Here is a 26816-nt window from a genome sequence, read left to right as displayed (position 1 = left end):
TACAACGATGATAATCAATCGGTTAATTAACTAAATCTATCAATTATTTTCGTTAAATAGCGACATATTTATGAATTTATGCAAATCAAAATCAGTGTGCCAAATCGCCTTTGTGCAGGTAGAATAGCCGTAAAATCAATCCTTTGTTATCTGGCTAAAACGCCTTGTTCGTCTAAAAGTGGAATTTCTGTAGTATTAGCTTCCAAAAGTTGATATGGCTGGAAAACAAATTTTTTTTCAAATAAAATACCCTCTTGAAAGAAAGTTAAAAAGAACTCGTTGGAAAGTTTAACAACTTCTTCTTGGAGTAATTCAACCTTGGTCACCGATTTCGCTGCAACGTTTCCAAAGCCGTGCCTGATAGTGGATGTTTTTAAACCCTCTCCATAGCCCTTGGAAACTAAAATAGTGGCTTCTAAAGGCTGATTTTGGTTGTTAATTAAATACACCCACCAATCCTTATTTAGCTTCTTTTCATCCCACTGATGAACAGCAACCACAAAAACATCCTCTGCAATAGGAATTTGAATATCCTTTTTCACTACAACACTGATTTAAATTGCTTTAAGAAGCGAATATCATTTTCACTCAATATACGAATATCTGAAATCTGATGTAACAACAATGCTATACGATCAATACCCATACCAAAAGCAAAACCAGTATATTCTTTAGAGTCTATACCACAATTTTCCAACACATTGGGATCCACCATTCCACAGCCCATAATTTCAAGCCAACCAGTTCCTTTGGTCATTCTGTAATCCGTTTCAGTTTCAAGACCCCAATATACATCTACCTCCGCGCTAGGCTCGGTAAATGGAAAGTATGAAGGACGCAAACGTATCTTCGATTTTCCAAACATCTCTTGAGTGAAGAACTGAAGTGTTTGTTTTAAATCTGCAAATGAAACTCCTTTGTCAATATACAGTCCCTCCACTTGGTGAAAGAAACAGTGCGAACGCGATGAAATCGCCTCGTTCCTATAGACCCGTCCAGGGGAAATGGTCCTAATAGGAGGTTGGTTATTTTCCATATAGCGCACCTGTACCGAAGAAGTGTGTGTTCTCAAAAGAATATCTGGGTCGGTCTGAACAAAGAAGGTGTCCTGCATATCTCTTGCAGGATGATATTCTGGCAAATTTAGTGCAGTAAAATTATGCCAGTCATCTTCAATCTCAGGACCTTCTGAAACATTAAATCCAATACGTGAAAAAATATCAATGATCTGATTTCTAACAAGTGATATCGGGTGCCTTGAGCCCACCTCAAATGGCATCCCAGGTCGGGTTAAATCGCCATATTGCGCGATAGAACTAGCCCTGTTTTCCAAAGCTTCTTTTAGGAAAGTCACCTTATCCTGTGCAGCGTTTTTTAATTCATTGATCACTTGACCAAATTCCTTTTTCTGCTCATTTGGTACGTTTTTAAATGCTGCAAAAAAATCATTAAGAACTCCTTTCTTTCCTAAGTATTGAATTCTGAAACGCTCTACCTCCTCTAATTGATCAGTCGAAAAAGCCTTTACCTTTTCAATATGTTCCTTAATGCTAGATATCATATGTATTGTCTTTGAATGCGCAAATTTAATTATTCCTAATAAAATACCTTCTTAACTTAAGGTAATTATTCTAACGATCTAAAAAAGATTGGAGGGGGGTCATTCCAAATAGCCATTTTCTGTAAAATACTGTACCAGAGCTTCTTTCATCAATATGGATTGCTCTCCTGCCTTTAAGTTGGGTAATTGCGCTTTTACAGTATAATGAGGCCAACCATCTTCATCGTAAAAATCAAACTCATAATAACCATATGGTTCTAGTAATTTACAGATCGCAATGTGCATTAGATTTAACTTTTCATCCTTCTTAAACCCCCTATTTAACTGTCCTAACTCTTGTACCCCAACTAGGTATATAATTGACTCTAAGTCTAAAATTTCACCATCAGCGAAACGATTAGATAGTTTCTTAACCAATGTATCCCATTTTAACTTCAGGGCCTCATCTCTTGCCATTTCGTAAAATTTATTGCAAAAATAAACAACTAAATTCACATTTGCCCTCTTGGAACTTCAATCCGTTAAAAATACTATATTTGTTAAATTTCATTAGCATATTTAGGATGAATTACATTGATATTATTATCGGGGGATTACTACTTTATGGAATTGTGCGGGGTTTTTTAAAAGGTTTTTTTATCGAGGTGGCCTCCATTGTTGCTTTAATTATTGGGATCTACGGCGCTATTCATTTTTCATACTATATCGGTGACTTCCTCAGACAGGAAATACAGTGGGATCCACATTATATAAGCCTTGTTGCTTTCGCACTAACCTTTGTTATCATCATAATTGCAGTCTCCCTAATCGGGAGATTACTCACCAAAATTGCTAATTTTGCAGCTCTGGGATTTGTAAATAAACTCTTCGGGGCTGCTCTAGGGGGATTAAAAATTACGATCATTTTAGGGGCTATACTGGTTTTTATTGATCGTGGAAATCAAAGTTTTGGGCTAATCAATCAAAATACCCTCGAGAATGCTATATTATATCCAAAGGTGCGGCATGTGGGAAATTACATTTTTGCTTGGGTCATTCGTGAGGAGCCTAACTTTGATAAGCTCAACCTTGAATTTGACCAACATCAAGTTCCTTTGAAACAACATTCTGGTACTGCGAACGATTCTATTTAAGCATTCTATAATGGCTAGAAATTACAAAAGCACCTTTGGGAGGTGCTTTTTTGTATAACATTTTCATCTGGGTTTAATCAAGGGTATAAATCTGCATGATGTATTTTAGTATACCATCTAAATCAATTTTAAGATCGATTAACTTTCCAGTTCTGATGTCGAATACCCAACCGTGAACTTTTAAATCGTGATTGCGAACCGCCTTTTGGATAACAGCGGTCTTAATTAGATTCACACACTGTTCTTGTACATTGAGTTCTACCAGTCGATTGTATTGTTTTTCAGGATCCTTTATGGTATCTAATTCTCTTTGGTGTAAACGATATACATCTCGTATATTTCTCAGCCAAGGATTTAAAATCCCTAGGTCTGCCGATTGCATTGCGGCTTTTACCCCTCCACAACCGTAGTGACCACAAATAACCACGTGTTCCACATTTAGGTGTTTTACAGAATACTCTACCACAGACATGGCATTCAAATCTGTTCCGACAACTAAATTGGCAATATTACGATGTACAAAAACTTCCCCAGGGCCTAGACCCATTAGATCTTCAGCGGTAACTCGGCTATCAGAGCAACCAATGTATAATAGCTTAGGATCCTGGCCTTTGCCTAGCTTCGTAAAATACTCAGGATCTAATTCCAATTTCTGGGCAATCCACTTTTTGTTATTTTCAAATACTGATTCAACGTTCATTATGTTCATTTTTTTACAAAAGTATTAAATTTAAATCCTGATTATGCGACTTTGCTCTTTGCTTTTGATAACAAAAGACTAGAAAAATTGTTAGGATTTTCCACCACACCTTGAGCGGTGATCAATTTAACTCCTATGTTTTTCTGTTTTGAGGTATATGCGAAATCGTCCAGTATTTCTAAAATATCGTAGTTAAGTCTAACAGTTTTCCTTACATCCAATTCCAATACGGTTTGTTCCGGTAACCTGTTTAACTCATTTAAAATCGCCCCTTTATTTAAGAATGAAATTTCCTCTGCAAGGGTCATTTTTACAATCTGACCTCCGTTATCCTGTTGTTCAACTTGAAGAAAATGAGAATTCTGATAACTATTGATCAGTATGGTAATTATTCCGACGGCCAATCCAAGGCCGATCCCGATTAAAAGATCCGCAAACACTACCCCGAGCACAGTAATTATAAAAGGAATGAATTGCGATGCACCCAGTGAAAACATCTGTTTAAACAATACTGGTTTGGCAAGTTTATAACCCACAATCAATAAAACAGATGCCAATACAGCTATTGGGATCATATTTAAAAAAGTGGGAATTAAAATAACCGAAATCAGGATTAAAAAACCATGTAAAATGGGTGATAATTTAGTTTTACCACCAGCATGTAGGTTGGTGGAACTCCTTACAATTACTTGGGTTATGGGCAGTCCTCCTATGAAACCCGACAGCATATTACCCGTTCCCTGAGCGATCAGCTCTCTGTTGGTAGGGGTGACCCTTTTTTCTGGATCCAATTTATCAGTTGCCTCTACACACAATAAGGTCTCAAGACTAGCAACTACAGCAATGGTGAATCCAGTGATCCAAACCTCTGGATTGCTAAGAGCGGAAAAATTCGGAAAACTAAACTGTCCTATGAACGAATTAAAATCCTCAGGAACAGGCACACTGACCAAGTGATTTCCTGAAATTTGAAAGCCAGAAATGGATTGGGCAAACAAAAAATAGAAAACCCCAATCACCACTGCCACCAATGGACCAGGAATCACTTTAAAAAGGTCGTGTTTTTTCACCAATACTTTATCCCATAGCAAAAGGATTCCTAGGGATAGCACAGAAATAATCACCACACTCGGGTGAATCGAATTAACAAATTGCATAACACCACTGGCTGAAAATGCCGTGGAATCGATTCCTAACACCAAAGGAATCTGCTTTATGAATATAATAATACCGATCCCAGCTAACATTCCTTTAATTACAGATGAGGGAAAATAATATCCGATCACTCCAGCTCTTAAGATTCCCAGTAGAATTTGTAACGCTCCTCCAATAACCACCGCTACTAGAAAACTTTCAAACCCTAAATTTGCAATTGCTGCAAAAACTATCACGGCTAGGCCCGCAGCTGGCCCACTAACGCCAATTGAAGAACCGCTAAGCCCTCCAACAACTATTCCTCCGATTATTCCAGCAATAACACCTGAAAACAATGGTGCACCACTGGCCAGTGCAATCCCCAGACATAGTGGTAAGGCCACAAAGAAAACCACTAGGGATGCTGGTAAATCATTTTTTAAATTTTTGAACATACCTATATATTTAGCCCAGTTACGCACTGAGCAATTTTTAATTATACTTAAACTTTAACCGAAAATTTAAGCGATATGTTCGGGAGGCGGTGATAAGACATCAATCACCATGTCGTAGTTATGTAGGATGTAGAAATGATATTCAGATCTTTTTTGCTCCAAGCTTGCCATAGCCAATTCGGAAGATTTATGGTACGGTAATTCTTTGACTTCTTTCAATTGATTCAACGAATTATCCGTCTTCTCCTCTTCGGCTACATTAAAAAATACAGCTACGTCTACATTACTCTCAATGACCTTAACTACCGCAGGGGCAATCAAAAAGGCTCCGAAAATTATCAGAAAAAAACATGAAAGTATTTTCTTTTTTGGATTCAAAGTAAACGTCTATGATTTTCTACTGCCAAATATAAGGCATCGGAAAATAAATTTTGTTAACTAAAAATTAAAAATCTTTTATAACTCTTAAGTCCCCTTTGGGTAACCATCCAATTTTCCCATCCGAAAGACGAATTTTCTTCCACCCTCCCATGGTGTCCAGTACATTGACCTTGGTTCCTTCATGCAATTTGAAAATTTCTTCGCTTCCCATATTAGGCTCTGAGGTCACTGAGGTTTCCTTAGCAAATATAATAGCGGGTGTTTTACTGTTCTGAATTGTATACTGTTTGTAGGCTCCTAAGATGGCTCCTAAGACCAGAAGGAACACAAAAAAGCTAAGCACAAAATAGAGTCGTTTCCACCGGTGATGGCTCGAGAAATAGTACAAAAGAAATATCACTACAAAAAGAACCATCAATACGATCGAACAAACAGCCCAAGTTGTATGTGAGAACACATTCACAATCGAAGATACCAATCGATCGATACCAGTTTGGGGCATCTGGTCAATGGCATCAATGGTCATGTTTTGAGCGTATTTTAAGTTATTTAATACATCTTTATCCTTTGGATTGAGTATTAACGCCTTTTCATAATAATAGATACTTGGAGCGATTTGATTGAGCTTGTAATAAGCGTTTGCTAAATTATAATACAATTCAGCAGAGTGCTGTCCACTTTCTGAGATTTTTAAATAATCCTCAATAGCCAATTGATACTCCCCTTTATTGTACAGGCTATTGGCCTTTTCAAAAAGATCAATGTTATTTTGCTGAGCAAAAGAAGGTAATGCACAAAGCATTAAGCCCAAAAACAACGTAAATCTGTAGCTATTTAAAATGGCTTTTTTCATTTCCTGAACTGTTTATCAATTTTAGAAATTACATCCGCAGACTTTTGATAATCTTCTTCCATCGCAGCCTTACTAGAAGGCGAATAGCGTGCTAATTCACAACTTTTTAGTATAGCGATAAAATCATCAACCACCTGATTCTCTACGTTATTCGAGAGAAGTAATTCACTAATTTTCTCTTTGCTAAATTCTGAGGTGACTATTTTTAATTTCGCTTTCAGGTAATTATGTAAGGCGCGTTCTAGAGATTCGTAGAACACTTCTTTATCCCCGATATTTCTTTTGGCCTCTGAAAGATATTTTTTGGCAAGTTTATTGGCTTTTCGAACGCGGTTCCCGATAAGGTCACCTGCCATTTCAGCGCGTTTTTTACCTATAAGTATCGCAATTGGTATACCTAAAAGCGGGATGAGCAGTAATAAATAATACAAGGTAGTTCCAAAGAATACGGATGTTGATTTCGGAATTAGCTCAGTGGAGAGTTTAATAAATCTAAACTGATTATCGTCTGCCGCTATACTTTGTTTCACTACACCAGCACCAGCATCTGCCACATCCTCATCATTGGTAGGTCCTTCAAAGACATTGATTAATAATTGCTGTGAAGTAACGGTATTGTACTTACCTTTAACTGGGTCAAAATAAGAAAAAGCAACACTCGGAATTGGATACTTCCCTTTGTATTGCGGAACAATGGTATAATTATTTGATATGGTTCCTTTACTTCCTGAGAGTGTTGTGGTTACATCTTCTACTAGTTCAGGTTCATACACCTCTAAAGAACTTGGAAGGATTAACTTTGGCAATTCAAAAAGCTTTAGATTCCCGGTTCCTGTTACTTTTAATTTGGCAGTAAGGGATTCGTTTGCTTTTAAGTCAGATTTTGAAGCCACTACATCAAAATTAAATTGACCTACAGCCCCAGTAAATCCAGCTGGTTTTCCTTGTTCTGGGAGTGGCTTCACAGTGAGGGTACGTCTTCCAGCGGTAACGGTTTTATTGATTTGATTGTACAAACGACCCCCAAAAATATCCCTGCGGTTGGTCGGCACATCAACGGTAACATCGAGCGCTAGAGGTTCAATTTCCAATTTTCCCGTTTTTTGAGGATACAACACTGTTTTCTTCAATACCACATAGCGGTATTGCTCCCCTTTATAAAGCCCTGTTTCCACTTGATAACGACTCACTCTAATATCCTGAGACCAAAAATTGTTATAGGTCGGATTGGCCTTGGGAACAAAATTAGAAACATTGATTCTTGGACTGACATATAATTTATATACCACACTAACGGCCTCATTCAAATAAGGGTTTGTGTTAGAGACCTCAGCGACTAAATGGAGATTGTCTCCCGCTATTTCAGTTGCAGAAGGGGGTGCATTAGGATCATTTACAGCCTCTGTTACGGTGATCGTAATAGGGGTTGTCTTGTAGATCTCTCCATCAATCTCCACCGCTGCTTGTTTAATTGTAAAGGTTCCTTTAGCCTGGGGGTTTAAAATGTAGGAATACGTTTTTGAAAACGATCTCTTTCCATTGACCCAAGAATGACTTACCGATTGGTTTGGCCCCATAAGTACCTGAAAACCATCGAAAGAAGGCGGCATGAAGTTATCCCCGTCCTTATTCATAGTAAATTCGATACGAAGCCGCTCATTGACGCCTAATTCCGATTTACTGACCGTAGCCTCAAATTTAACCGCTGTATCCTGAGCTGTTAAAACTCCAGTAACACATGCAAACAATAGTAATATATAAATGTTATATTTCATGGTTGTTTACCAGTCTTTTTCATTTTTAATCGGTTTGCCTTTCACTTGCTCCGCATTGATTCGTTCCCGCACTTTTTTCTCTTCATTATTCATCGCTTCTAAAATATTTTTTATCTGCTGAGGCGAAAGTTGATTCGGTCGAGGCGGTTGTTGATTCTCTTGTGGCTTTTCACTGGGTTGTTTATCCCCTTGATCAGGTTTATTATCCTGAGGTTGCTGCTGACCTTGATCCTCTGGTTGATTTTTATCTTTCTGATCACCTTGCTCATCCTTTTTCTCCTGGCCCGTATTGTCGTCTTTTTTATCTTGGTCGTTCTGTTTGTTATCTTGATTCTGATCCTTATTATCTTGATTTTGATCTTTTTGGTTATCTTCATCATTCTGATCCTGATTGTCCTGATTCTGATTTTGCTCATTATCACGCTTTTGCTTAGCCAAGGCCAAGTTGTAACGCGTCTGATCATCTGTAGGATCATTTCGTAGGGCCTCCTTATATGCTTCGACTGCCTTAGAAAACTCCTTATTCTTCATAAACACATTTCCTAAATTGTGATATGCCTTGTGCTTCTCTGCCTTGTCTTTAGAACTTAGGCCTGCTTCCTTATAGCGCATAAAGGCCTCGCCCATGCTGTTGTTATTATAATACAAGTTCCCAAGATTATACTTTGCTATGCTGTTGCTATCATTCTCTGATATGGCTCTTCTATAAGCCATCTCTGCTTGAATGTCATCCTGTCTTTGGAGTAAATCTGAATTACCTTGAAAGGTTAAATTCAGCGAATTCTCAATAGCTTTCTCTTGTTGTTTTAAATGTTTACTATCTTGAGCAGCAGCATCTACAACACATAACAAAAGAGCAGCCAACATAAGTAACTCTAATGCACCCTTATGATGAGATCTTAAATTGCGATATATTATTCTCCTACTGATCATAGTTCTTTTCATTAAACAAATTTAACTTTTGGATCCATGCGGTCTTGCGCTCCAAGAGGAAAATATCCAAAAATAACAACAGAATTGCACCAGCAATAAACCATTGGAACTGATCCTTAAAATCTGCAAATTGCTTGGACTCAAATTCAGTTTTATCCATTTGACTTAAAAGGGCAGTAACATGTTCCACTACGGCAGAGGTATTTGTCCCATCTATATATTCACCACCTCCCTCACGAGCAATGGCACGAAGGACAGGTTCATTTAACTTGGTAATAACGACCTCTCCATTTTTGTCCTTTTTATAAGAATCGATCACACCGTTAACTCGAATCGGCATGGGGCCTCCTTTAGCAGTTCCAATTCCAATGGAAAATATCTTAATACCTGCGGCACTAGCTTCCTCCACTGCATCCGAAGTGGCGTTAGAATGGTCCTCTCCGTCGGATACTAAAAATAACACCCTATTGGTTTGATCTTGATCATCAAAATATGTTGTAGCAAGTTCAATTGCTTCATTTATAGCCGTTCCTTGGGATGACATCATGTCGGTATTCATACTTTGCAAAAACATTTTTGCAGCCGAATAATCTGTGGTGATAGGCAATTGTGGGTGTGCCTGACCAGCATAGGCTATAATACCGATTCTATCAGAGGCTAGATGATTAATGATCTCAGAGACCAAACGTTTCGCCTTTTCAAGTCTATTGGGCGCAATATCCTCCGCAATCATACTTTTGGACACATCAATGGCAAAGACAATATCCACACCCTCACGTTTTACGGTCTCCATTTTAGTCCCAATCTTTGGATTGACAAGTGCAATGGCCAAACAACTAATGGCCAACAAAATCAGAACAAGCTTTAAGGATGACTTAAAGGTCGATTTGTTCGGGCTTAATTTGTTTAAAGTGTCTGCATCAGCAAAACGTTTCTGAGCTTGCCTTTGCCATATCCTATAACCGATAAACAAAACCACTAAAAACGGGATAATCCCCAGTACGTAGAAATATATTTTTTCGTCTAATTGATACATAATTTAAACCAAACTTCTAAAAACCGTGAAACGCAATATGCTCTCTAACACCAATAACCCACATGCAAAAAGTGCAAAGTATCGAAACTCTTCTTCGTAATTATAGTATTTGATTTCCTCTAGATCCGTCTTTTCTAATTTATTAATCTCCTCGTAAATCTCCGAGAGCTTTTCATTATTTGTTGCTCTAAAATATACTCCTCCAGTCTGATCAGCAATATCCTTAAGAAGCTGTTCATCGATCTCGACTTTGCTCATCCCATATCTAAAAGACCCATCAGGGTTATAACTCACAGGGGTGAGCGCCATGCCATTAGTTCCTATCCCAATGGTATATGTTTTTATTCCGTATTCAACAGCTAAACCTGCCGCTGTTTCTGGTTCAATAAATCCCGAATTATTCACCCCATCAGTTAAGAGTATTAACACCTTACTTTTGGCTTTACTATCCTTAATTCTGTTGACAGCATTGGCGAGTCCCATTCCAATAGCCGTACCATCCTGTAATTGGCCATAGGTAATTTCATTTAAGGCTTTCAGCACAATACTTTTATCACTGGTAATAGGGGTTTTAGTATAACTTTCTCCAGAGTAGACTACAAGACCAATACGGTCATTGACCCGCTCTTTGATAAAATCCGACGCAACTTCCTTTAATGCTACCAGTCTATTGGGTTTCAAATCCCGCGCCAACATACTCGAGGAAACATCAATAGCCATTACAATATCAATCCCACGAGTTGTCTTAGTCCTTGTAGAGATATCTTCTCGTTGGGGTCTTGCCATTGCAGTGATCAGAGCAGCCAAGGCCAACAATCGCATAACAAACAACATTGGCTTTAATTTGGTAAGTATCGATGTGTTCCCTTTAAAGCCTTTAATACTTGAGATTTTAAGGGAGGCTGTTTGCTTTTTTCGTTTGAAAAAATACCATACCGCTGCAATTGGAAGCAATAATAACAACCAAAAGAACTCAGGGTTTACAAATTCTACATTGTCAAACATCATTCACTTTGGGTTTTAAAATCTATTGAACTGGTAATCTGATCAACTATCCTATCGGCATATTTATCATTTTTCGGGTACACCATGGTAAGTTGCTGAAAACCTCCATTTTGAACAAAACTCAATATCACATAGGAAACATTTCTAATAGTTCCCCTTTCTGGATCCTCTAAATTTAGAGTTCCAAACACCTTGTTTCCTTCCTTTCCAGTGGGGCTTATAAAATCCTCTTGCTTTACGATCATATTTCGTGCGCCAGCATTTTCCACCCTTTCTATAGCAGTCTCTATGGCTTTTTGAGCATCAAAATCCTCCTTTTTCTCATAGGTAGCTACATTGAGCTGTATAAAAAAGTTTCCGTGAATCTCACCATAGGTATATCGCTGGTTACTACTTGTACCCACCCCACCATCTTTCTTTATATCCTCAACTCGTTTTAGAACAACTGGTGTTTCTACATACATCGAAGGGTATCCGTAGGAACTACCCACCCACTTATTCTCTAATAAGGTCTTGTTAGGGTGGCCAAACACATGATCCTTTATGGATTCAAAGCCGAAGATATAAGTCAATACCCCGATTGCAATCACCACGATTGCTCCAGCGGCCAGGACAGCTTTTTTGATTTGTTTCTTTTTCTTCTTTCTAACTAACTCTTCAACATAGGCCTCTTGTTCCATGAGTTCTTCTTCAGTAGGCTCAGGAAGGGCTTGCTTGGTTTTCACCACGATACTTTCCACAGTTCTGCGGTCATCTGCAACCACGGAATCATCTGGTCTTGACTTGGCAAACTTTACTAAATCAGCTGTTTTTAGTACGTTTTTAAATTGGTTGATAGTATCACTATCTAATTTTAAATTTCCAGAATCACAAAGAAGTTCCATTTTGGTAATCAATTCATCAGTAGTGCTTTCCATTGCAGAGATGCGCACATCTTCTTCTAGATAATACCTAACTATATTGGTTAGTTCTGTATAGTACTCTTTATACTCGGATTGAATTAAATACCTGGACTCATCTAATTTTTTTAATTCTGCCAAAGCTCTATCATAAGGTGGTAATAGTGCAATTTTTTCTTCTTCAGAGAGCGGCTTCTTTCTTATGACAAACCAATAGATCACAAAGCCAATGGCTGCGACAACAATAAAACCGATTAACAACCATATCCACCAATCCCCGACTGGTTTATCAACCATCACCAAAGATTTAATATCATACATCTTCTGTTTGGTAGTATCGACCACCACATCATTGACCTGAATGGTTAGAGAATCTGTAAAGAATGGTTTTCCATTGATCATTAACTGTTGTGTAGGTATGGTATAATGACCAGAATCAAATTGTGTTAAGGCATACTCCTTGATTAATTTTAACTTATCTTGTAGTATCACACTATCGGTGGGCCGTTGTTCCACCATCTCCAAAGGAATAAAGGTTTGTCCCTCTGGAAAAATAACCTCAGCGGTACTATCCACCTCAACGGCTATCTTAAAGTGTATCTGTTCTCCAATTTTCATTTGGGTAGTATCTACAGTGGAGGTAACCTCTGGGTTAGATTGGGAAAAAACCAACATATGGCCAAAAAGTACCAACAAGATAGAACACCTTATTTTCAATATGTAGAACATTTTATTTAACACAAATTCAAACATTTCAATGTTATAAATTCCAATTTAATATTAGCTATAACCAATCTGGTAAAAATCGATTTTTTTATAGCGCTAATCATCCCCTTCTTTTAAAGTATCCTAACAACTTTTTAACATAACTCTCATCAACGCTACTACTGATAGCTCCAGCGCCACTTTTACTAAAGGTATTTTGAAAATAATCGACTCGAGCCAAGTAAAGGGCCGCATACTGATTTCTAACCTGCTTGGATTTGGTGTTCACTAAGAGCAATTCTCCAGTTTCAGCATCCTCCATTTGAACAAATCCGATATTAGGCATTTCAGCTTCTTTCTGATCATAGATCCGAATCCCAGTGATATCGTGTTTATTTGCTGCAATTTTTAACGCCTGATCGTAATTATCATCCATGAAATCTGAAAGAATAAAAGCAATGACACGCTTTTTGCTTACCCCAGACATAAACCGAAGGGCTTCATCAATATTAGTTTGCTTATTCTCTGGGGTAAATTCTAAAAGTTCTCGGATGATCCTCAAAACATGAAATCGACCCTTTTTGGGTGGGATATACAATTCAATTTTATCTGAAAATAAAATTAAGCCTATTTTATCATTATTTTGCATGGCAGAAAAAGCCAAGGTCGCAGAGATTTCAGTAATGATATCTTTTTTGAATTGTTTAGAGGTTCCAAAATTCTCAGAGGCACTCACATCCACAAGTAGCATCATGGTGAGTTCTCTTTCTTCTTCAAATACTTTTACAAAAGGCTCATTATATCGAGCGGTAACATTCCAATCAATATTTCTAACATCATCCCCAAACTGATAATTTCGAACCTCACTAAAGGTCATACCTCTGCCCTTAAATGTGGAGTGATACTCTCCGCCAAACACATGATCACTCAATCGGCGGGTCTTAATTTCTATTTTCCTGACCTTTTTTAGTAGTTCCTTAGTATCCATTTGAATTTGAAAGATAAACTTAAAGTTCGTATATCAATATAATTATAAACTATGATAATAAGCTACTTCCTAAGGTACGTCTATCTCATTTACAATCTTATTGATAATATCTTCAGGAGTGATGTTCTCAGCTTCAGCCTCATAGGTTATCCCTACTCTGTGACGCAAAACATCCAGAACCACTGCACGAACATCCTCAGGGATCACATACCCTCTACGCTTAATAAAAGCATAACACTTAGCTGCAGTGGCTAAATTGATACTACCCCTAGGGGAGGCTCCAAAACTAATCAGTGGCTTAAGATCTTGAAGATCATATTTTTCTGGATATCGCGTAGCAAAAATGATATCGAGTATATATTTTTCTATCTTTTCGTCCATGTAGACCTCGCGAACTGCCGTTTGTGCTCTTAGGATCTGATCAATACTAACCACTTGATTTACATCCGCAAAAGAACCTTTTAAATTGGCTCGAATGATGAGTTGCTCCTCATTTAGTTTAGGATAATCAATCACTGTCTTAAGCATAAAACGGTCTACCTGCGCCTCTGGTAATGGATAGGTTCCTTCCTGTTCTACTGGATTTTGAGTAGCCATTACTAAAAAGGGCTTATCCAGAACAAAGGTTTCATCTCCAATGGTCACTTGTTTCTCCTGCATGGCCTCCAATAAAGCAGATTGAACTTTGGCAGGAGCACGGTTAATCTCATCAGCTAAAACGAAATTAGCGAATATAGGTCCCTTTTTAATGGAAAAATCATTCTCCTTTATATTATAAATCAATGTACCAACAACATCGGCTGGTAATAAATCTGGCGTAAATTGAATCCTACTGAAACTTCCGTGAACCGCTTTGGAGAGCGTATTGATCGCAAGGGTCTTTGCCAATCCAGGCACTCCTTCTAAAAGTATGTGCCCCTGTCCAAGTAATCCGATTAACAATCTTTCTACCATGTGCTTTTGGCCCACTATGACCTTATTCATCTCCGTTGTCAACAAATCAATAAAAGCACTTTCACGCTCTATTTTTTCATTAATTGCAGTGATATCTAACGTAGTATTTTGCTCCATTTATGTTAATTTTTTGTGGCTTCAATATAACACCAACTATAATAGCATGCAAATTGAAAATTTATTTAGATTGACTCTGTTAACAATAGGTTAAAATATAAAGAGTAGCCCAAAGATTAGGCTACTCTTAATATTATTTTACAGATTCTTAACTATTGCAAACTGATCTCCCCTAAGGCAGTAACTTGGTCATCGGTTACTACGACATCGGGAATTTCCAGTGATCCATAGGCAGAATCCTCTGCTGGGATCAAGGTAACGGTGTATGTTCCAGCGGGCACTCCTCCAAGGGTAAAGCCACCATCTTCGGCAATAGTAGTACTTAAAGTTTCATCTGAAACCATTACAGAAACTACCACCGGAGCATCTGCATTTAAAACACTCCCACTAATACTTCCACCCTCAAGAGCAACTTCTAAGTCTGTGCTTGCGACATCGGTGATCTGTCCGTTCTCAACTACAACCTCGGAAAGGGTCGTCAACCTGTATCCGGAATCAGTTTCAGGAAGTAAGTTAACCTGGTAGGTTCCAGCAGGAACACCATATAAGACGTACACTCCGTTCTGGTTGGTAAAACTACTAATAGTATCATTATCCTTGGTAATTACCGAGGCCAAGGTTTGAAATTCAGTAGGATTAACAACCCCTGTGATTTGTCCAGAGTTTACTTTCCAACTTGCGTTGATTACGGGCTTTAAAATGTACTGCGAGGATTCACCTGCTTTAACGATCGATTTATCGGCATCGAAATCTAAGATGATTTCATAGGTAAATCCATCTTCTAGTTCTGTATCATCTAGATCAATTTTCAACCCAGATTGTTGTGCACTAGGGGTTGTTAGTGGGACTTCCTCTCCATTGATGACTAAAGTGTTCTCACTACCTAAAACAAGCCTAATTTGCTCTAATTCACCAGTGGCGAGATCGTTTTCAGCCAAAAGTACACTTGTTCCTCCAGTGAGTTCCAATAAATCGTACACCCCAGTGTTTACATCCGTTAAACTTACCCAACCACTTTCACTTTCATCAGTTCGGTTAATCATCACATCCTGAATGTCTATATTAACCTTTTCATAATCACCAGGGGCATCCACTAGACGTACGGCTACCTTAGCCGTTCCCTGACCAGGTAAATTAGAACCGTCATCATCATCACTACAACTACTGGTAATAAATAAAAGTGAAAATAGCATTAGTAGGGAACCGGATAATCCTTTTACAATTTTCATAAAAAAAATTTAGAATTAAACAATACGTTTGATAAAAAATGATTCTGTATATATACGGACATAAAACATTATTTAGATTTGTATACAACAATAACACGTTTAACATCTATACTATGGCATTTAAATTAGACGATTATGCCAATTCTAGTCTTTAGAGCTTTTGCAAAAACGTTTATCATTTAACGGTAGTAGGCTGTAATTGGTCAGTTGCAACTCTGAGTTAATTCGTACCTTTGGGCTCTAATCTCATCAAAGATGGCTAAAGTTAAAACGACCTTTTACTGTCAAAATTGTGGGGCACAATCTGCCCAGTGGCAAGGGCAATGTTCTTCATGCAAACAATGGAACACATTAGTGGAAGAAGTTATTCAGAAAGAGGACCACAAACAAGGTTGGAAACCTGCAGATTCTTCTTCCAAGCGTCTTGCAAAGCCCCTTAGAGTACATGAAATTGACGGGAGTAAAGAAATGCGTATGGCCACAGGAAGTGCTGAGCTCGATCGCGTTTTAGGTGGAGGTGTTGTCCCTGGTTCAGTGACCTTATTGGGCGGAGAGCCTGGAATAGGAAAAAGCACCTTACTACTACAAATCGCATTAAAACTACCTTTTAAAACCCTATACGTCTCTGGAGAAGAAAGCCAAAAACAAATTAAGATGCGTGCCCAGCGTATTTATCCCGAGAGTGAGAGTTGTTATATTCTAACCGAGACTAAAACACAAAATATCTTTAGACAATTAGAGGACATGGATCCCGATATTCTTATTATTGACTCCATACAAACCCTTCAAACCGATTTTATAGAATCCTCAGCCGGAAGTATTAGTCAAATAAGAGAATGTACCTCTGAACTTATCAAATTCGCTAAACAATCCAATACGCCTGTAATTCTAATTGGTCATATAACCAAAGATGGTCATATTGCTGGTCCCAAGATTTTGGAACATATGGTAGACACAGTATTGCAATTCGAAGGTGATCGCAATCATGTTTACAGAATTTTACGTGCCTTAAAGAATCGATTTGGGTCCACTTCTGAATTGGGTATTTATGAAATGTTAGGTAGTGGATTAAGAGAGGTTACCAATCCTTCCGAACTACTTCTGTCCAAGACCGATGAAGAATTATCAGGAACCGCTATCGCGTCAACATTAGAAGGAATGCGCCCATTAATGGTAGAGATTCAAGCTTTAGTAAGTACGGCTGTTTATGGAACGCCCCAGAGAAGCACCACAGGTTACAATTCAAAACGCCTTAATATGATCTTGGCGGTTCTAGAAAAGCGAGCTGGCTTCCGACTTGGGGCAAAAGACGTCTTTTTAAATATTACAGGAGGAATTTCAATCGATGATCCTGCTTTGGATTTAGCTGTAGTTGCTGCTATACTATCAAGTAATGAAGACATCGCACTAGCGAAAGATAATTGCTTTGCCGCAGAAGTTGGACTTGCAGGTGAAATTAGACCAGTTCAGCGTGTGGAAGCCCGAATTTTAGAAGCAGAAAAATTAGGGTTTACCCGTATTTTTGTATCCAAACAAAGTAAAATCACCCTAAAGAAAACAGCTATTCAAATTCAAAGGGTAAGTAAAATCGAGGATGTGATCGCTTTTTTGTTTGGATAAAAAAAGCCTCTGAATAAACAGAGGCCTTACTACTAACTATTTGGCAAGCTAGGGAGGCGCTTTACTCCCTTTATGGTGGCTTTATGCTGGAGCACCACTGATAATGGTCTGATCAGCATAAGCTTTAAATTTTTCAAAATTCTTATGGAACGCATTTGCCAGTTCATTGGCCTTAATGTCATAGGCATGCGTATCTTCCCAAGTATTTCTAGGACATAAGACCTCACTTGGAACATTCGGACATTGTTTGGGATAAGCAATTAAAAAAGTAGGATGGATTGTATAGGTTTCACTAGAATTGTCTCCTAATTCACCCGACATAGCTGCCTGGATCATGGCCCGGGTGTACTTTAATTTCATGCGTGACCCTACTCCATAAGGACCACCAGTCCATCCCGTATTCACCAGCCAAACATTTACATTGGCATCTTTTATCTTTTTACTGAGCATCTCCGCGTACACGGTCGGATGTAACGGCATAAAAGGAGCTCCGAAACAAGCGGAAAAAGAAGGAACGGGTTCCGTTATTCCATCTTCGGTTCCCGCAATTTTAGCTGTGTATCCAGAGATAAAATGATAGGCGGCCTGTCCGGGAGTCAGTTTGGAGATTGGAGGAAGAACGCCAAAGGCATCAGCTGTTAGAAAAAATATATTTTTAGGATTCTTCCCAATGGAGGGTACTTGTATATTTTTTATGTGATCGATAGGGTAACTAACCCTGGTGTTTTGGGTAATACTTGTATCGCTATAATCAACCACCCCTTTTTTATCGACCATTACATTTTCCAGCAAAGCGCCTGAGGTAATGGCTCCATATATATCAGGTTCAATTTCCTTTGAGAGGTTGATCACTTTGGCATAGCATCCGCCTTCAAAATTAAATATGTGATTATCTAAGGTCCATCCATGCTCATCATCCCCGATGAGTCTGCGTGCAGGATCTGCAGAAAGCGTCGTTTTACCAGTTCCAGAGAGCCCGAAGAAAATTGAAATATCTTCTTCTTTTCCCACATTAGCACTACAGTGCATTGGAAGGGTATTTCTAAAAACAGGAAGAACAAAGTTCAGTGCCGAAAAAATCCCTTTTTTAATCTCTCCGGTATAACCAGTCCCTCCAATTAATATTATCTTCTTAGTGAAGTTTAAAATGGTAAAGTTCTCTTGGCGCGTGCCATCAACAGATGGATCTGCTTTAAAATCTGGAGCATTGACAATTAACCAATCTTCCTTAAAATTTTCAAGTTCTGCCTCACTAGGACGCAAGAACATATTATAAGCGAACAAATTACACCAAGCATGTTGATTAATCACCCTAATGTTCATCCGATAGTCACTATGAGCGCATGCATAACAATCCCGAACGTAAAGCTCTTGATGCGATAGATAGTCAACCATCTTATGGTACAACGCATCAAATTGCTCCGGTAAAATCGGTTGGTTAATCTCTCCCCACCAGACCTTATCACTGGTAATCTGATCCTTTACAATAAATCGGTCCTTGGGTGCACGCCCTGTAAAAGTTCCAGTATTCACCGCCAAGGCTCCTGAATTAGTCTCTACACCCATCTTATTATCGATAGTAATTTCGTGCAAATCTTCAGGATTTAATTGATAATTTACCAAGGGGCTGTTGATTCCGTATTTTTTTAACGAAATCGTTTTCGTAACTAAAGTTTTTTCCTCAGTCATTGTGTTGTGTTTGTTGTTAGATTGCACAACAAATGTATAAAAATAATCCAACTACAACGTTTGAGTCCGGGTTTTTTTACAGATTTCTTAGTTGAAAGAACTTATAAATCAGAACACACCAAGAGGCAATTAACAACGCGCCTCCTATTGGCGTTATGAAACCGATTTTTCTAAAATCAAAGTTCGTCAAACTATTTGTGGACAATCCGTAAATCGAACCAGAAAAAAGAATAATACCTGCTATAACCAAATACATTATTGTAATTTTGGTGGAATTACTAATGAATGTATTTCCTCCGACAAAAAGAAGTAATAAAGCGTGGTACATTTGATATTTTACACCCGTTTCAAAAGTTTTTACAGACTCTGGATCTACTAAATTTTTTAAACCATGAGCTCCAAAAGCTCCTAAAATTACCGCTAAGGCGCCTAATACAGCACCTGCAATTAAAATTCCTTTATTCATTCTTCGTTTTTTTTGTTACAAATACAACATTTTAATATATTAGTGTGAAATTTATAAACCAAAACTATGAGAACAATTCTTCTAATCGGTGCAGGAAAATCAACCTCCTATTTATTGCAGTACTTACTGCAGAATGCTGAAAAAGAAAAGTTACATATTTTAGTTGGGGACAAAGACCCAAACAATGCTATAAAGCTGTTAAACAATCACCCACTTAGCACCGCTATAAAATTAGATATTTTTAATGAGCAACAGCGCATAAATGCCATAAAAAAAGCGGACTTGGTGATTTCCATGCTCCCAGCCAGATTTCATATTCAAGTGGCCAAAGATTGTCTTGCCCTAGGTAAAAATATGGTTACTGCTTCCTATGTAAGCCCAGAGATGGAGCAACTCGATGCGCAGGTAAAAAATAAAGGTCTTATCTTTTTAAATGAAATTGGAGTAGACCCAGGTATCGATCACATGAGTGCCATGAAGGTCATCGATCAGATTCGATCTATAGGAGGGAAAATGCTTATGTTCGAATCCTCCACAGGAGGATTAGTCGCTCCTGAGAGCGATACCAATCTATGGAATTATAAATTCACTTGGAATCCACGAAATGTGGTAGTGGCAGGCCAAGGTGGGACTGCAAAATTCATACAAGAAGGAAAATTTAAATACATCCCTTATCACCGACTCTTTAGAAGGACCGAATTTATAGACATCGAACATTATGGGAAATTTGAAGTGTATGCCAACAGAGATTCTTTAAAATACCGCAATGCCTATGGACTCCAAGATGTATTAACCTTATTTAGAGGCACCATTAGAAGAGTAGGATTCTCCAAAGCGTGGGACATGTTTGTTCAATTAGGTCTCACTGATGACACCTATACCTTGGATAATTCCGAACACATGACCTATAGGGACTTTATAAATATATTTTTACCTTACTCTCCAACGGATTCAGTAGAGCTTAAACTTCGTCATTATCTAAAAATAGATCAAGACGATATTATGTGGAGTAAGCTAACAGAACTCGACCTTTTCAATGATCAAAAGACCATCGGTATTGCCAATGCCACCCCCGCACAAGCACTTCAAAGTATTCTGGAACAAAAATGGACTTTAGATCAGCATGATAAGGATATGATTGTCATGTATCACAAGTTCGGATATCAGTTACATGGCAAAGCTCATCAAATAGACTCAAGCATGGTAGTTATAGGCCAAGACACTAAATTTACTGCTATGGCAAAAACCGTTGGATTGCCATTGGGTATTGCAGCACTAAAAATTCTCAACAAACAAATTACAACCACAGGTGTGATTATTCCAATTTTAAAAAACGTGTATCAGCCAATTTTAAAAGAATTGGAGCATCACGACATCTTATTTAACGAAAAAGAAGTGCCGTACATTGGATACAATCCATTACAAGATACCCATACAATTTAGATAGGAGTTTGGCAGTTTATGATTTTTCTAATACTTAACTTGCGATAACGAACTTTTTAAATACAAATTCGATGGGCAAAACAGCTTTAATAACAGGAGCAAGTAGTGGTATTGGTAGAGCTACCGCGAGGGTATTTGCCGAAAACGGCTTAAACCTCATCATATGTGGTCGACGCAAGGAGCGATTAGAAGAATTACAAAAAGAACTCAGCTCAAAGGTAGATGTACATTGTCTAAGCTTTGATTTACGAGATAAAACTGCTGTATTTAAAGCATATGAGTCCCTGCCAAGGCCCTTTTCTAAAATTGAGATCTTAATTAACAATGCTGGAAATGCGCATGGGCTTTCCCCTATTGATCAGGGAGATATTAATGATTGGGAGACTATGATGGATATCAATGTAAAAGGTTTGCTCTATATAAGTAAGGCCATAATTCCGTCCATGATTAAAAACAACACAGGTCATATTATCAATATTGGATCAACAGCGGGAAAAGAAGTATATCCAGGGGGCAATGTGTATTGTGCTAGCAAGCATGCCGTAGATGCCATCAATCAAGCCATGCGCATCGATCTGCATCAGCATGGTATACGGGTTGGAGCCATAAACCCTGGCCTAGTGGAAACGGAATTTAGTGAAGTACGCTTTAAAGGTGATCGTGAAAAAGCAAAAAAAGTATATCAGGGTTTCACACCACTGACTCCAGAGGATGTTGCAGAAATCATTTATTTCACCATAAGCCGTCCGCCGCATGTCAATATCGCAGATTTAATTGTGATGCCTACCGACCAGGCCAGTAGTACCATAGTGCATAAAAATTTGCAGTAAGTAAACCTGATCACGATCAAAAAACGATAAAATATTTTTGTAGGTAAAAGCGTAACATCCTATATTTAAGAGCAAAAGCAAACGCTTGCCGCCACCATGATTAATAAACGACTTTTAATTAAAAATTTGCTTGCTCACAATGATGAGAATAGTTTTTATGATAAGAAAAGGTATATCAACATTGGCGACAAACAAGGTAAGGCGAAATTTATCAAGCACATATGTGCTTTGGCGAACTCGAATCCCAACAATAACTCCTATATAGTTATTGGTGTTGAGGATGAGGATAACAGTATTGTTGGCGTTGATTTTTTTGATGACAGTAAAATTCAAAACTTAGTGAATGCCTATATTGAAAACCCTCCCCTGATCGCCTATGAAAACATTCGTTTTCCTGATCTACCTGAGGATAAAGTGGTAGGACTAGTCACCATACGTTCCTCTGGAAAGCTGGCTGCCCTTCGTAAAAATATCTGGAAATACTGGGGAGGAACAGTTTTCTTTAGAGACGGAAGTATCAGCATGCCCAAGGTTTTCGATATTGAAATCAAAGACACCAATTCGGCCATTGTAGCTGAAATTGAACGCCATGCTAAAAACAATATCGAACTTACTTTAGATGGTGTAATTGATTTTATCGTCAACCGTCACGCTGCGCTAAATCCGAAATACAAAGTTTTTAAAGAACAATTCATCGTTTGTTGGGCAGGTATTGAAAAAAAAATTGCTGAAGAAACCTTTTATTCCAGAGTGGATATCGAACTGATTAATGAGCAGGTGAAACTTTTTTATTCAGCTTTGGATGAGGTACAAATTGAAATCGACGAACATCGTTTCTCCATTACTGAATATGTTCAACTCGGACTAAATAACAACAAACAGCTTTATCCACTGGAAAAAGTAGCGATCCAGTTTAATGATAATGGCTCTTATAAAATAGATAGTACCCTGATCTTTGACCCTCCGCAGTACGATCGTAAAATGCTGTACCATATTTTCAACACCAACAATACCATACTTGAAAAACTTAAAAAGAACCTCCCATTAAGTACCCAGGATGAAAAAGATCTTAAAAACATACCTGCCACCCATTTAATATGCTACTTAAATGGTTTTAGTGGCGCCAAGCAAATGCTCGAGGACTACCGTTGGTATGTCAAATCCTATGATCGTTTAACCTATAAATCCTTAAAAGAAGCACTTCGTGTTTTGCGAAAAGTACAGTATGCTTAATAGGTGCGTTTTATCGCCAAGATTCCTTTGTCCTTAAGCCCTTTTGGTAATTTTTCTAATTTTATAAGGCCGTTTCTCCACTAAAGTGTAAATTTCCATAAAATTTGATTTTATGTCTAAACAAAATAGAACATTTGTTATAGGTGATATTCATGGTGCAAACAAAGCACTCCTCCAAGTACTAGAACGAGCTCCAGTTAAACCCGAAGATACCTTGATATTTTTGGGAGATTATGTGGATGGCTGGAGTGAATCCCCTGAGGTTATCAATACACTAATCGAACTTAATAATTCCCACAACTGTATTTTTATTAAAGGAAACCATGATGCTTTATTTTTGGAATGGCAACAAACCAAAAAACACAACCCAAATTGGCTACTACATGGCGGTCAGGCCACCATCGATGCCTACGATAAGATCGATCGAACTACTTTAATGATCCATCTTCGTTTTTTTGAGAATTTAGATTACTTCCACATCGATGATCAAAAACGCTTGTTCGTACATGCTGGTTTCTCAAACGTCCATGGAGTTACCAATGAATATTTCCCAGAAATGGTGTATTGGGACCGCTCACTATGGGAGATGGTTCTGGCCATGGATAAATCACTAAACGAAGAGGATCTGCACTACCCAGAACGTCTTAGACATTACTCTGAAATTTTTATTGGCCACACTCCTACGATTCGTCTAAATCAGACAATCCCTATCCAAATGGACAAGGTATGGAATGTTGATACCGGAGCCGCTTATAAAAGCCCGTTAACCATCATGGATGTCCATACGAAAGAATTTTGGCAAAGCGATAATGTAAACACGCTATACCCCGACGAGATAGGAAGAAACTAAAAAAAGGACACTATCTATTAAATAATGTCCTTCTAAAGTTGGTTGGTTAGGTAAAGTTAAAAATCTTATCGTCCGCCATCAAGAGTTTTTTGCCATTGCTTTAATTCTTCCCAAAGCCCTTTATAGGCCATCTCTGCTTGTTTTGGCCAGGTATCTGGTCGGTGAATTTCAAAAGCTTTTCCGCCTGATTTTAATATTTTCTTACATCGAAGCACGGTGGTCTCGGAAAGGTCTTTCCAGGTTTTAATGCCATTATTGTGGAAAAGTTCTTCAATTTTTGGCCCGATCCCTTCTACAATTTTAAGGTCGTCCTGCTTGACTTTTTTCCCAAATACAGCCTTCACTTTGGCGGCATCAAAAGGCAGAACAGTTCCTACGGCTCCTTTCTCACGCTCCAATTTTAATGATTTTCTACACTCGACCAGCTGTCCTTCGAGATCTGCGTATTTTTCTCTCCATTTTAAGACTTCGGTGTTATCGACATCTTTGATAACCTTAGTAGCGGTAGCGGCCGATTGTTTGCCTAATAAATACCCTAGCACTCCACATATAAGGCCAACAATTAAAGGAATTATAAAACACCAATTCATAAAAATTATATTTTAAGTTAATTAATTCACCGTTATAACGATTCGTCTATTCTGAGCTCTTCCTTGCGGGGTATCATTACTGGCAATAGGCTCGTGCTGTCCTTTGGATATGGTTTGAATTCGAATCGGTGCAATACCATTACTAACCAGGTAGTCTTTGATAAAGTCCGCCCTTTTTTTACCCAACACCAAGTTCCCTTCAGCTTCACCTGTATTATCGGTATGTCCTTCCACCAATATCGATACATTATCAACCTTGTCAAGCGCCCTGACCATACTGAGGTACTTCTCTCGTTGACTTTGGTTTAATTCTATGCTACTTTTTCCACTGTCAAAATGCAGCACAATGGGTTGTTCTTTAATGTTATCTATGATAGCCTGGGCATCTTTAATATTTGCATTTTCGGTAATGGTAACAGCAATAGGACCCTCCACTATTGATTGATCTTGCAATACCAAACCTTCTTTTGCACTTCCATGAATATTCAATTTTTTAGAAGACACTCCTAAAGACAATAGGTAATTTTTTACAGCATTCGCTCTGGCTAATCCTAAATTCGGGAAGGCAGAATTGTTTTCTTCCGCTGGATCATAAAACCCGGTGATATCAACAAACTTATTATTTTGATTGCCTATATAGGATTTTAGAGAGGTTACACCTTTGTCTATTTGGGATGAAACGGGTCTTTTAATAATGAAGTTCGATCTGTTAAAGTAAAAATTGGAATCAGACTTAAATTCAAAATTACCTGTAAGATCTCGGATGATAAATGGACTAGCTAGCGCGGCAACCTTGTCTGAAGTTCCATAATCAGCCTCCACTACGTTGATATTATAGGATTCGCAGCAGAGCATCCAGTTGAAAAAACTACCCAATATGATGGATAGCACTATACCGAATAGATATACAGATTTCATTTGTATTTGGTTGGTTTGTAAAACATTACACTCAAAATTAGTTAATTTATTGTAAAATTCCATCGATTGTCCCAAAAACTTTAACACTTCGCCCAATAAGCCTTGTGGTAAAAAGGAATTTTACTATTAATTTTGTACCTTTAATATTATCATAAATAGCTTTTATAGTTCTTTACAGAATTCTATCTTAGCCAAAATTACTAGCGCTGACAGCCAACTTGCCTGTAAATAATGATTTAAATCAGGATTTTTAGAAAAGTATAGTAAAAAATTGCTCTGGGTTTTGCAGGAGTAGATTTTAGAGAATTAAAATAGAATAGTATGTCTTTACATAACATTAGACTAGAAGTAATGAAAACCATGGAAAAGAGAATTGACTCTTTTCTAAAGGATTATTTGATACCTGTAGATAAAATATGGCAGCCAACTGATTTTTTGCCAAACTCTCAAGGAGACAATTTCTTTGAAGAAGTTCGGCAATTAAGAGGAGAAGCAAAAGAATTGGGATATGATTTTTGGGTAGTCCTAGTAGGAGACACTATTACCGAGGAAGCCCTTCCTACTTATGAATCTTGGCTTATGGATGTGGAAGGTGTGGATCAACACGCCAACAATGGATGGGCAAAATGGGTTAAACATTGGTCAGCTGAAGAAAACAGGCACGGTGATGTGCTTAACAAATATCTTTATCTGGCAGGTCGTGTGAATATGAAAGAAATTGAGAAAACCACCCAGCACCTTATTGCTGACGGGTTTGATGCTGGAACAGATAGAGATCCCTATAAGAACTTCGTATACACTTCCTTCCAAGAATTAGCTACAAATATTTCTCATAAAAGAGTAGGTCAACTAGCTAAAAAAAGTGGCAGTAAGATGCTAGCTAAAATGTGTAACGTGATTGCTGGAGACGAAATGAGGCATCATTTGGCATACCGAGAGTTTGTGAAAATTATTCTCGAGTACGATCCAAATGAAATGCTCAACGCATTTGCACATATGATGAAACAGAAAATTGTTATGCCTGCTCAATTTGTCAGAGAAGCTGGCGAACCTATTGGAAGTGCCTTTGAGAATTTTTCCAATGCAGCACAGCGGTTGGGCGTTTATACGGCCTTAGATTATGTAAACATTCTAGAGCGTTTAAATCAGTATTGGGAGATCGATAAAATTAGGGAGTTAAATGACCAGGGAGAACGCTCAAGAGATTATTTGATGAAACTTCCAGAGCGACTAAGAAGAATCTCTTCCAGAATAGCTACCCCAGTGGATCAGCACATCTTTAAGTGGGTCGAACCAAATGGGGTATTATAGCTAGAACA

Annotated in this window: 26 protein-coding genes; 7 read left to right on the top strand and 19 right to left on the bottom strand. The window is 38.1% G+C overall.

Going from position 1 to position 26816, the window contains the following annotated elements:
- Positions 1 to 146: 146 nt before the first annotated feature.
- The 3 genes from VKY50_RS11290 to VKY50_RS11280 all read right to left on the bottom strand — a co-directional run bounded on the left by VKY50_RS11290 (position 147) and on the right by VKY50_RS11280 (position 2017).
- Positions 147 to 542 carry a hypothetical protein gene (locus VKY50_RS11290; RefSeq protein WP_324301907.1) on the bottom strand — a complete coding sequence of 132 codons (396 nt, stop codon included), beginning with the start codon at positions 540 to 542 and terminating at the stop codon, positions 147 to 149.
- Entirely contained in the window at positions 542 to 1561 is a 1020-nt protein-coding gene (gene pheS / locus VKY50_RS11285) for a phenylalanine--tRNA ligase subunit alpha (RefSeq protein ID WP_324301905.1), read from the bottom strand. Before pheS ends, VKY50_RS11290 begins: the two co-directional genes overlap by 1 nt.
- Before the next feature lie 99 nt (positions 1562 to 1660).
- Positions 1661 to 2017 (bottom strand): hypothetical protein, encoded by a 357-nt coding sequence (locus VKY50_RS11280; RefSeq protein WP_324301903.1) that lies wholly within the window; start codon positions 2015 to 2017, stop codon positions 1661 to 1663.
- 107 nt (positions 2018 to 2124) lie between these two features.
- Between VKY50_RS11280 and VKY50_RS11275 the strand changes: the two genes are divergently transcribed.
- Positions 2125 to 2694 carry a CvpA family protein gene (locus tag VKY50_RS11275; RefSeq protein ID WP_324301902.1) on the top strand — a complete coding sequence of 190 codons (570 nt, stop codon included), beginning with the start codon at positions 2125 to 2127 and terminating at the stop codon, positions 2692 to 2694.
- 73 nt (positions 2695 to 2767) lie between these two features.
- Here the strand turns inward: VKY50_RS11275 and VKY50_RS11270 are convergent, their stop codons facing one another.
- The 12 genes from VKY50_RS11270 to VKY50_RS11215 form a co-directional block, all read right to left on the bottom strand.
- Complete coding sequence (locus VKY50_RS11270) at positions 2768 to 3394, bottom strand: carbonic anhydrase (protein WP_324301900.1); 627 nt, start codon at positions 3392 to 3394, stop codon at positions 2768 to 2770.
- Positions 3395 to 3435: 41 nt separating this feature from the next.
- On the bottom strand, positions 3436 to 4983 hold the full coding sequence (locus VKY50_RS11265; RefSeq protein WP_324301898.1) for a SulP family inorganic anion transporter: 1548 nt from the start codon (positions 4981 to 4983) through the stop codon (positions 3436 to 3438).
- Positions 4984 to 5049: 66 nt separating this feature from the next.
- Positions 5050 to 5304, bottom strand: coding sequence for a hypothetical protein (locus tag VKY50_RS11260; protein ID WP_324301896.1), 255 nt, complete (start codon positions 5302 to 5304; stop codon positions 5050 to 5052).
- 124 nt (positions 5305 to 5428) lie between these two features.
- Complete coding sequence (locus VKY50_RS11255) at positions 5429 to 6217, bottom strand: tetratricopeptide repeat protein (protein ID WP_324301894.1); 789 nt, start codon at positions 6215 to 6217, stop codon at positions 5429 to 5431.
- Positions 6214 to 7992 (bottom strand): BatD family protein, encoded by a 1779-nt coding sequence (locus VKY50_RS11250; RefSeq protein ID WP_324301893.1) that lies wholly within the window; start codon positions 7990 to 7992, stop codon positions 6214 to 6216. Before VKY50_RS11250 ends, VKY50_RS11255 begins: the two co-directional genes overlap by 4 nt.
- A 6-nt stretch (positions 7993 to 7998) precedes the next feature.
- Positions 7999 to 8937: a tetratricopeptide repeat protein gene (locus VKY50_RS11245; protein ID WP_324301891.1), complete on the bottom strand. Its 939-nt coding sequence runs from the start codon at positions 8935 to 8937 to the stop codon at positions 7999 to 8001.
- A complete protein-coding gene (locus VKY50_RS11240) occupies positions 8915 to 9961 on the bottom strand; it encodes a vWA domain-containing protein (RefSeq protein ID WP_324301889.1) in 1047 nt (348 codons plus the stop codon). Before VKY50_RS11240 ends, VKY50_RS11245 begins: the two co-directional genes overlap by 23 nt.
- A 3-nt stretch (positions 9962 to 9964) precedes the next feature.
- Positions 9965 to 10966, bottom strand: coding sequence for a vWA domain-containing protein (locus VKY50_RS11235; RefSeq protein ID WP_324301917.1), 1002 nt, complete (start codon positions 10964 to 10966; stop codon positions 9965 to 9967).
- Positions 10966 to 12561, bottom strand: coding sequence for a hypothetical protein (locus VKY50_RS11230; protein WP_324301887.1), 1596 nt, complete (start codon positions 12559 to 12561; stop codon positions 10966 to 10968). The genes VKY50_RS11235 and VKY50_RS11230 overlap by 1 nt, the downstream gene beginning before the upstream one ends.
- Before the next feature lie 130 nt (positions 12562 to 12691).
- Complete coding sequence (locus VKY50_RS11225) at positions 12692 to 13558, bottom strand: DUF58 domain-containing protein (RefSeq protein WP_324301885.1); 867 nt, start codon at positions 13556 to 13558, stop codon at positions 12692 to 12694.
- 69 nt (positions 13559 to 13627) lie between these two features.
- Positions 13628 to 14629 carry an AAA family ATPase gene (locus VKY50_RS11220; protein ID WP_324301884.1) on the bottom strand — a complete coding sequence of 334 codons (1002 nt, stop codon included), beginning with the start codon at positions 14627 to 14629 and terminating at the stop codon, positions 13628 to 13630.
- Positions 14630 to 14781: 152 nt separating this feature from the next.
- On the bottom strand, positions 14782 to 15858 hold the full coding sequence (locus VKY50_RS11215; RefSeq protein ID WP_324301882.1) for a DUF4382 domain-containing protein: 1077 nt from the start codon (positions 15856 to 15858) through the stop codon (positions 14782 to 14784).
- Positions 15859 to 16113: 255 nt separating this feature from the next.
- On the opposite strand from VKY50_RS11215, the gene radA reads away from it, so the two are divergent.
- On the top strand, positions 16114 to 17478 hold the full coding sequence (gene radA / locus VKY50_RS11210; protein ID WP_324301880.1) for a DNA repair protein RadA: 1365 nt from the start codon (positions 16114 to 16116) through the stop codon (positions 17476 to 17478).
- Positions 17479 to 17559: 81 nt separating this feature from the next.
- On the opposite strand, the gene pckA is transcribed toward radA, so the two are convergent.
- On the bottom strand, positions 17560 to 19167 hold the full coding sequence (gene pckA, locus VKY50_RS11205) for a phosphoenolpyruvate carboxykinase (ATP) (protein ID WP_324301878.1): 1608 nt from the start codon (positions 19165 to 19167) through the stop codon (positions 17560 to 17562).
- A gap of 76 nt (positions 19168 to 19243) precedes the next feature.
- On the bottom strand, positions 19244 to 19633 hold the full coding sequence (locus VKY50_RS11200) for a DUF423 domain-containing protein (protein ID WP_324301876.1): 390 nt from the start codon (positions 19631 to 19633) through the stop codon (positions 19244 to 19246).
- A gap of 66 nt (positions 19634 to 19699) precedes the next feature.
- On the opposite strand from VKY50_RS11200, the gene VKY50_RS11195 reads away from it, so the two are divergent.
- The 4 genes from VKY50_RS11195 (at position 19700) to VKY50_RS11180 (ending at position 23989) form a co-directional block, all read left to right on the top strand.
- Complete coding sequence (locus VKY50_RS11195; protein WP_324301874.1) at positions 19700 to 21076, top strand: saccharopine dehydrogenase family protein; 1377 nt, start codon at positions 19700 to 19702, stop codon at positions 21074 to 21076.
- A 71-nt stretch (positions 21077 to 21147) separates the two neighbouring features.
- Entirely contained in the window at positions 21148 to 21906 is a 759-nt protein-coding gene (locus tag VKY50_RS11190) for an SDR family oxidoreductase (RefSeq protein WP_324301872.1), read from the top strand.
- 96 nt (positions 21907 to 22002) lie between these two features.
- Positions 22003 to 23139, top strand: a complete 1137-nt coding sequence (locus VKY50_RS11185; protein WP_324301870.1) for an ATP-binding protein — start codon at positions 22003 to 22005, stop codon at positions 23137 to 23139.
- A gap of 112 nt (positions 23140 to 23251) precedes the next feature.
- The gene (locus VKY50_RS11180) at positions 23252 to 23989 is read left to right on the top strand and encodes a metallophosphoesterase family protein (protein ID WP_324301868.1); all 738 of its coding nucleotides are present in this window, start codon (positions 23252 to 23254) and stop codon (positions 23987 to 23989) included.
- A gap of 65 nt (positions 23990 to 24054) precedes the next feature.
- Here the strand turns inward: VKY50_RS11180 and VKY50_RS11175 are convergent, their stop codons facing one another.
- Both VKY50_RS11175 and VKY50_RS11170 read right to left on the bottom strand, forming a co-directional pair.
- Positions 24055 to 24579: a hypothetical protein gene (locus VKY50_RS11175; protein WP_324301866.1), complete on the bottom strand. Its 525-nt coding sequence runs from the start codon at positions 24577 to 24579 to the stop codon at positions 24055 to 24057.
- A 21-nt stretch (positions 24580 to 24600) separates the two neighbouring features.
- Entirely contained in the window at positions 24601 to 25497 is an 897-nt protein-coding gene (locus VKY50_RS11170) for an OmpA family protein (protein WP_324301864.1), read from the bottom strand.
- Between the two features lie 321 nt (positions 25498 to 25818).
- On the opposite strand from VKY50_RS11170, the gene VKY50_RS11165 reads away from it, so the two are divergent.
- Positions 25819 to 26808 (top strand): acyl-ACP desaturase, encoded by a 990-nt coding sequence (locus tag VKY50_RS11165; RefSeq protein ID WP_324301862.1) that lies wholly within the window; start codon positions 25819 to 25821, stop codon positions 26806 to 26808.
- Positions 26809 to 26816: the final 8 nt, after the last annotated feature.

It is taken from the genome of Galbibacter sp., assembly GCF_035306585.1.
In the GTDB taxonomy this organism is placed as follows: Bacteria; Bacteroidota; Bacteroidia; order Flavobacteriales; family Flavobacteriaceae; genus Galbibacter.
Note: the sequence above shows the minus strand (reverse complement) of the source record. Positions and strands in the feature narration are given on the sequence as shown.

Excerpts from the sequence above, each read along its gene's own strand:
- pheS (WP_324301905.1), bottom strand. The coding sequence starts at position 1,561 with ATGATATCTAGCATTAAGGAACATATTGAAAAGGTAAAGGCTTTTTCG.
- VKY50_RS11280 (WP_324301903.1), bottom strand. The coding sequence starts at position 2,017 with ATGGCAAGAGATGAGGCCCTGAAGTTAAAATGGGATACATTGGTTAAG.
- VKY50_RS11275 (WP_324301902.1), top strand. The coding sequence starts at position 2,125 with ATGAATTACATTGATATTATTATCGGGGGATTACTACTTTATGGAATT.
- VKY50_RS11270 (WP_324301900.1), bottom strand. The coding sequence starts at position 3,394 with ATGAACGTTGAATCAGTATTTGAAAATAACAAAAAGTGGATTGCCCAG.
- VKY50_RS11265 (WP_324301898.1), bottom strand. The coding sequence starts at position 4,983 with ATGTTCAAAAATTTAAAAAATGATTTACCAGCATCCCTAGTGGTTTTC.
- VKY50_RS11255 (WP_324301894.1), bottom strand. The coding sequence starts at position 6,217 with ATGAAAAAAGCCATTTTAAATAGCTACAGATTTACGTTGTTTTTGGGC.
- VKY50_RS11250 (WP_324301893.1), bottom strand. The coding sequence starts at position 7,992 with ATGAAATATAACATTTATATATTACTATTGTTTGCATGTGTTACTGGA.
- VKY50_RS11245 (WP_324301891.1), bottom strand. The coding sequence starts at position 8,937 with ATGAAAAGAACTATGATCAGTAGGAGAATAATATATCGCAATTTAAGA.
- VKY50_RS11240 (WP_324301889.1), bottom strand. The coding sequence starts at position 9,961 with ATGTATCAATTAGACGAAAAAATATATTTCTACGTACTGGGGATTATC.
- VKY50_RS11235 (WP_324301917.1), bottom strand. The coding sequence starts at position 10,966 with ATGTTTGACAATGTAGAATTTGTAAACCCTGAGTTCTTTTGGTTGTTA.
- VKY50_RS11225 (WP_324301885.1), bottom strand. The coding sequence starts at position 13,558 with ATGGATACTAAGGAACTACTAAAAAAGGTCAGGAAAATAGAAATTAAG.
- VKY50_RS11220 (WP_324301884.1), bottom strand. The coding sequence starts at position 14,629 with ATGGAGCAAAATACTACGTTAGATATCACTGCAATTAATGAAAAAATA.
- VKY50_RS11215 (WP_324301882.1), bottom strand. The coding sequence starts at position 15,858 with ATGAAAATTGTAAAAGGATTATCCGGTTCCCTACTAATGCTATTTTCA.
- radA (WP_324301880.1), top strand. The coding sequence starts at position 16,114 with ATGGCTAAAGTTAAAACGACCTTTTACTGTCAAAATTGTGGGGCACAA.
- pckA (WP_324301878.1), bottom strand. The coding sequence starts at position 19,167 with ATGACTGAGGAAAAAACTTTAGTTACGAAAACGATTTCGTTAAAAAAA.
- VKY50_RS11200 (WP_324301876.1), bottom strand. The coding sequence starts at position 19,633 with ATGAATAAAGGAATTTTAATTGCAGGTGCTGTATTAGGCGCCTTAGCG.
- VKY50_RS11195 (WP_324301874.1), top strand. The coding sequence starts at position 19,700 with ATGAGAACAATTCTTCTAATCGGTGCAGGAAAATCAACCTCCTATTTA.
- VKY50_RS11190 (WP_324301872.1), top strand. The coding sequence starts at position 21,148 with ATGGGCAAAACAGCTTTAATAACAGGAGCAAGTAGTGGTATTGGTAGA.
- VKY50_RS11185 (WP_324301870.1), top strand. The coding sequence starts at position 22,003 with ATGATTAATAAACGACTTTTAATTAAAAATTTGCTTGCTCACAATGAT.
- VKY50_RS11180 (WP_324301868.1), top strand. The coding sequence starts at position 23,252 with ATGTCTAAACAAAATAGAACATTTGTTATAGGTGATATTCATGGTGCA.
- VKY50_RS11175 (WP_324301866.1), bottom strand. The coding sequence starts at position 24,579 with ATGAATTGGTGTTTTATAATTCCTTTAATTGTTGGCCTTATATGTGGA.
- VKY50_RS11170 (WP_324301864.1), bottom strand. The coding sequence starts at position 25,497 with ATGAAATCTGTATATCTATTCGGTATAGTGCTATCCATCATATTGGGT.
- VKY50_RS11165 (WP_324301862.1), top strand. The coding sequence starts at position 25,819 with ATGTCTTTACATAACATTAGACTAGAAGTAATGAAAACCATGGAAAAG.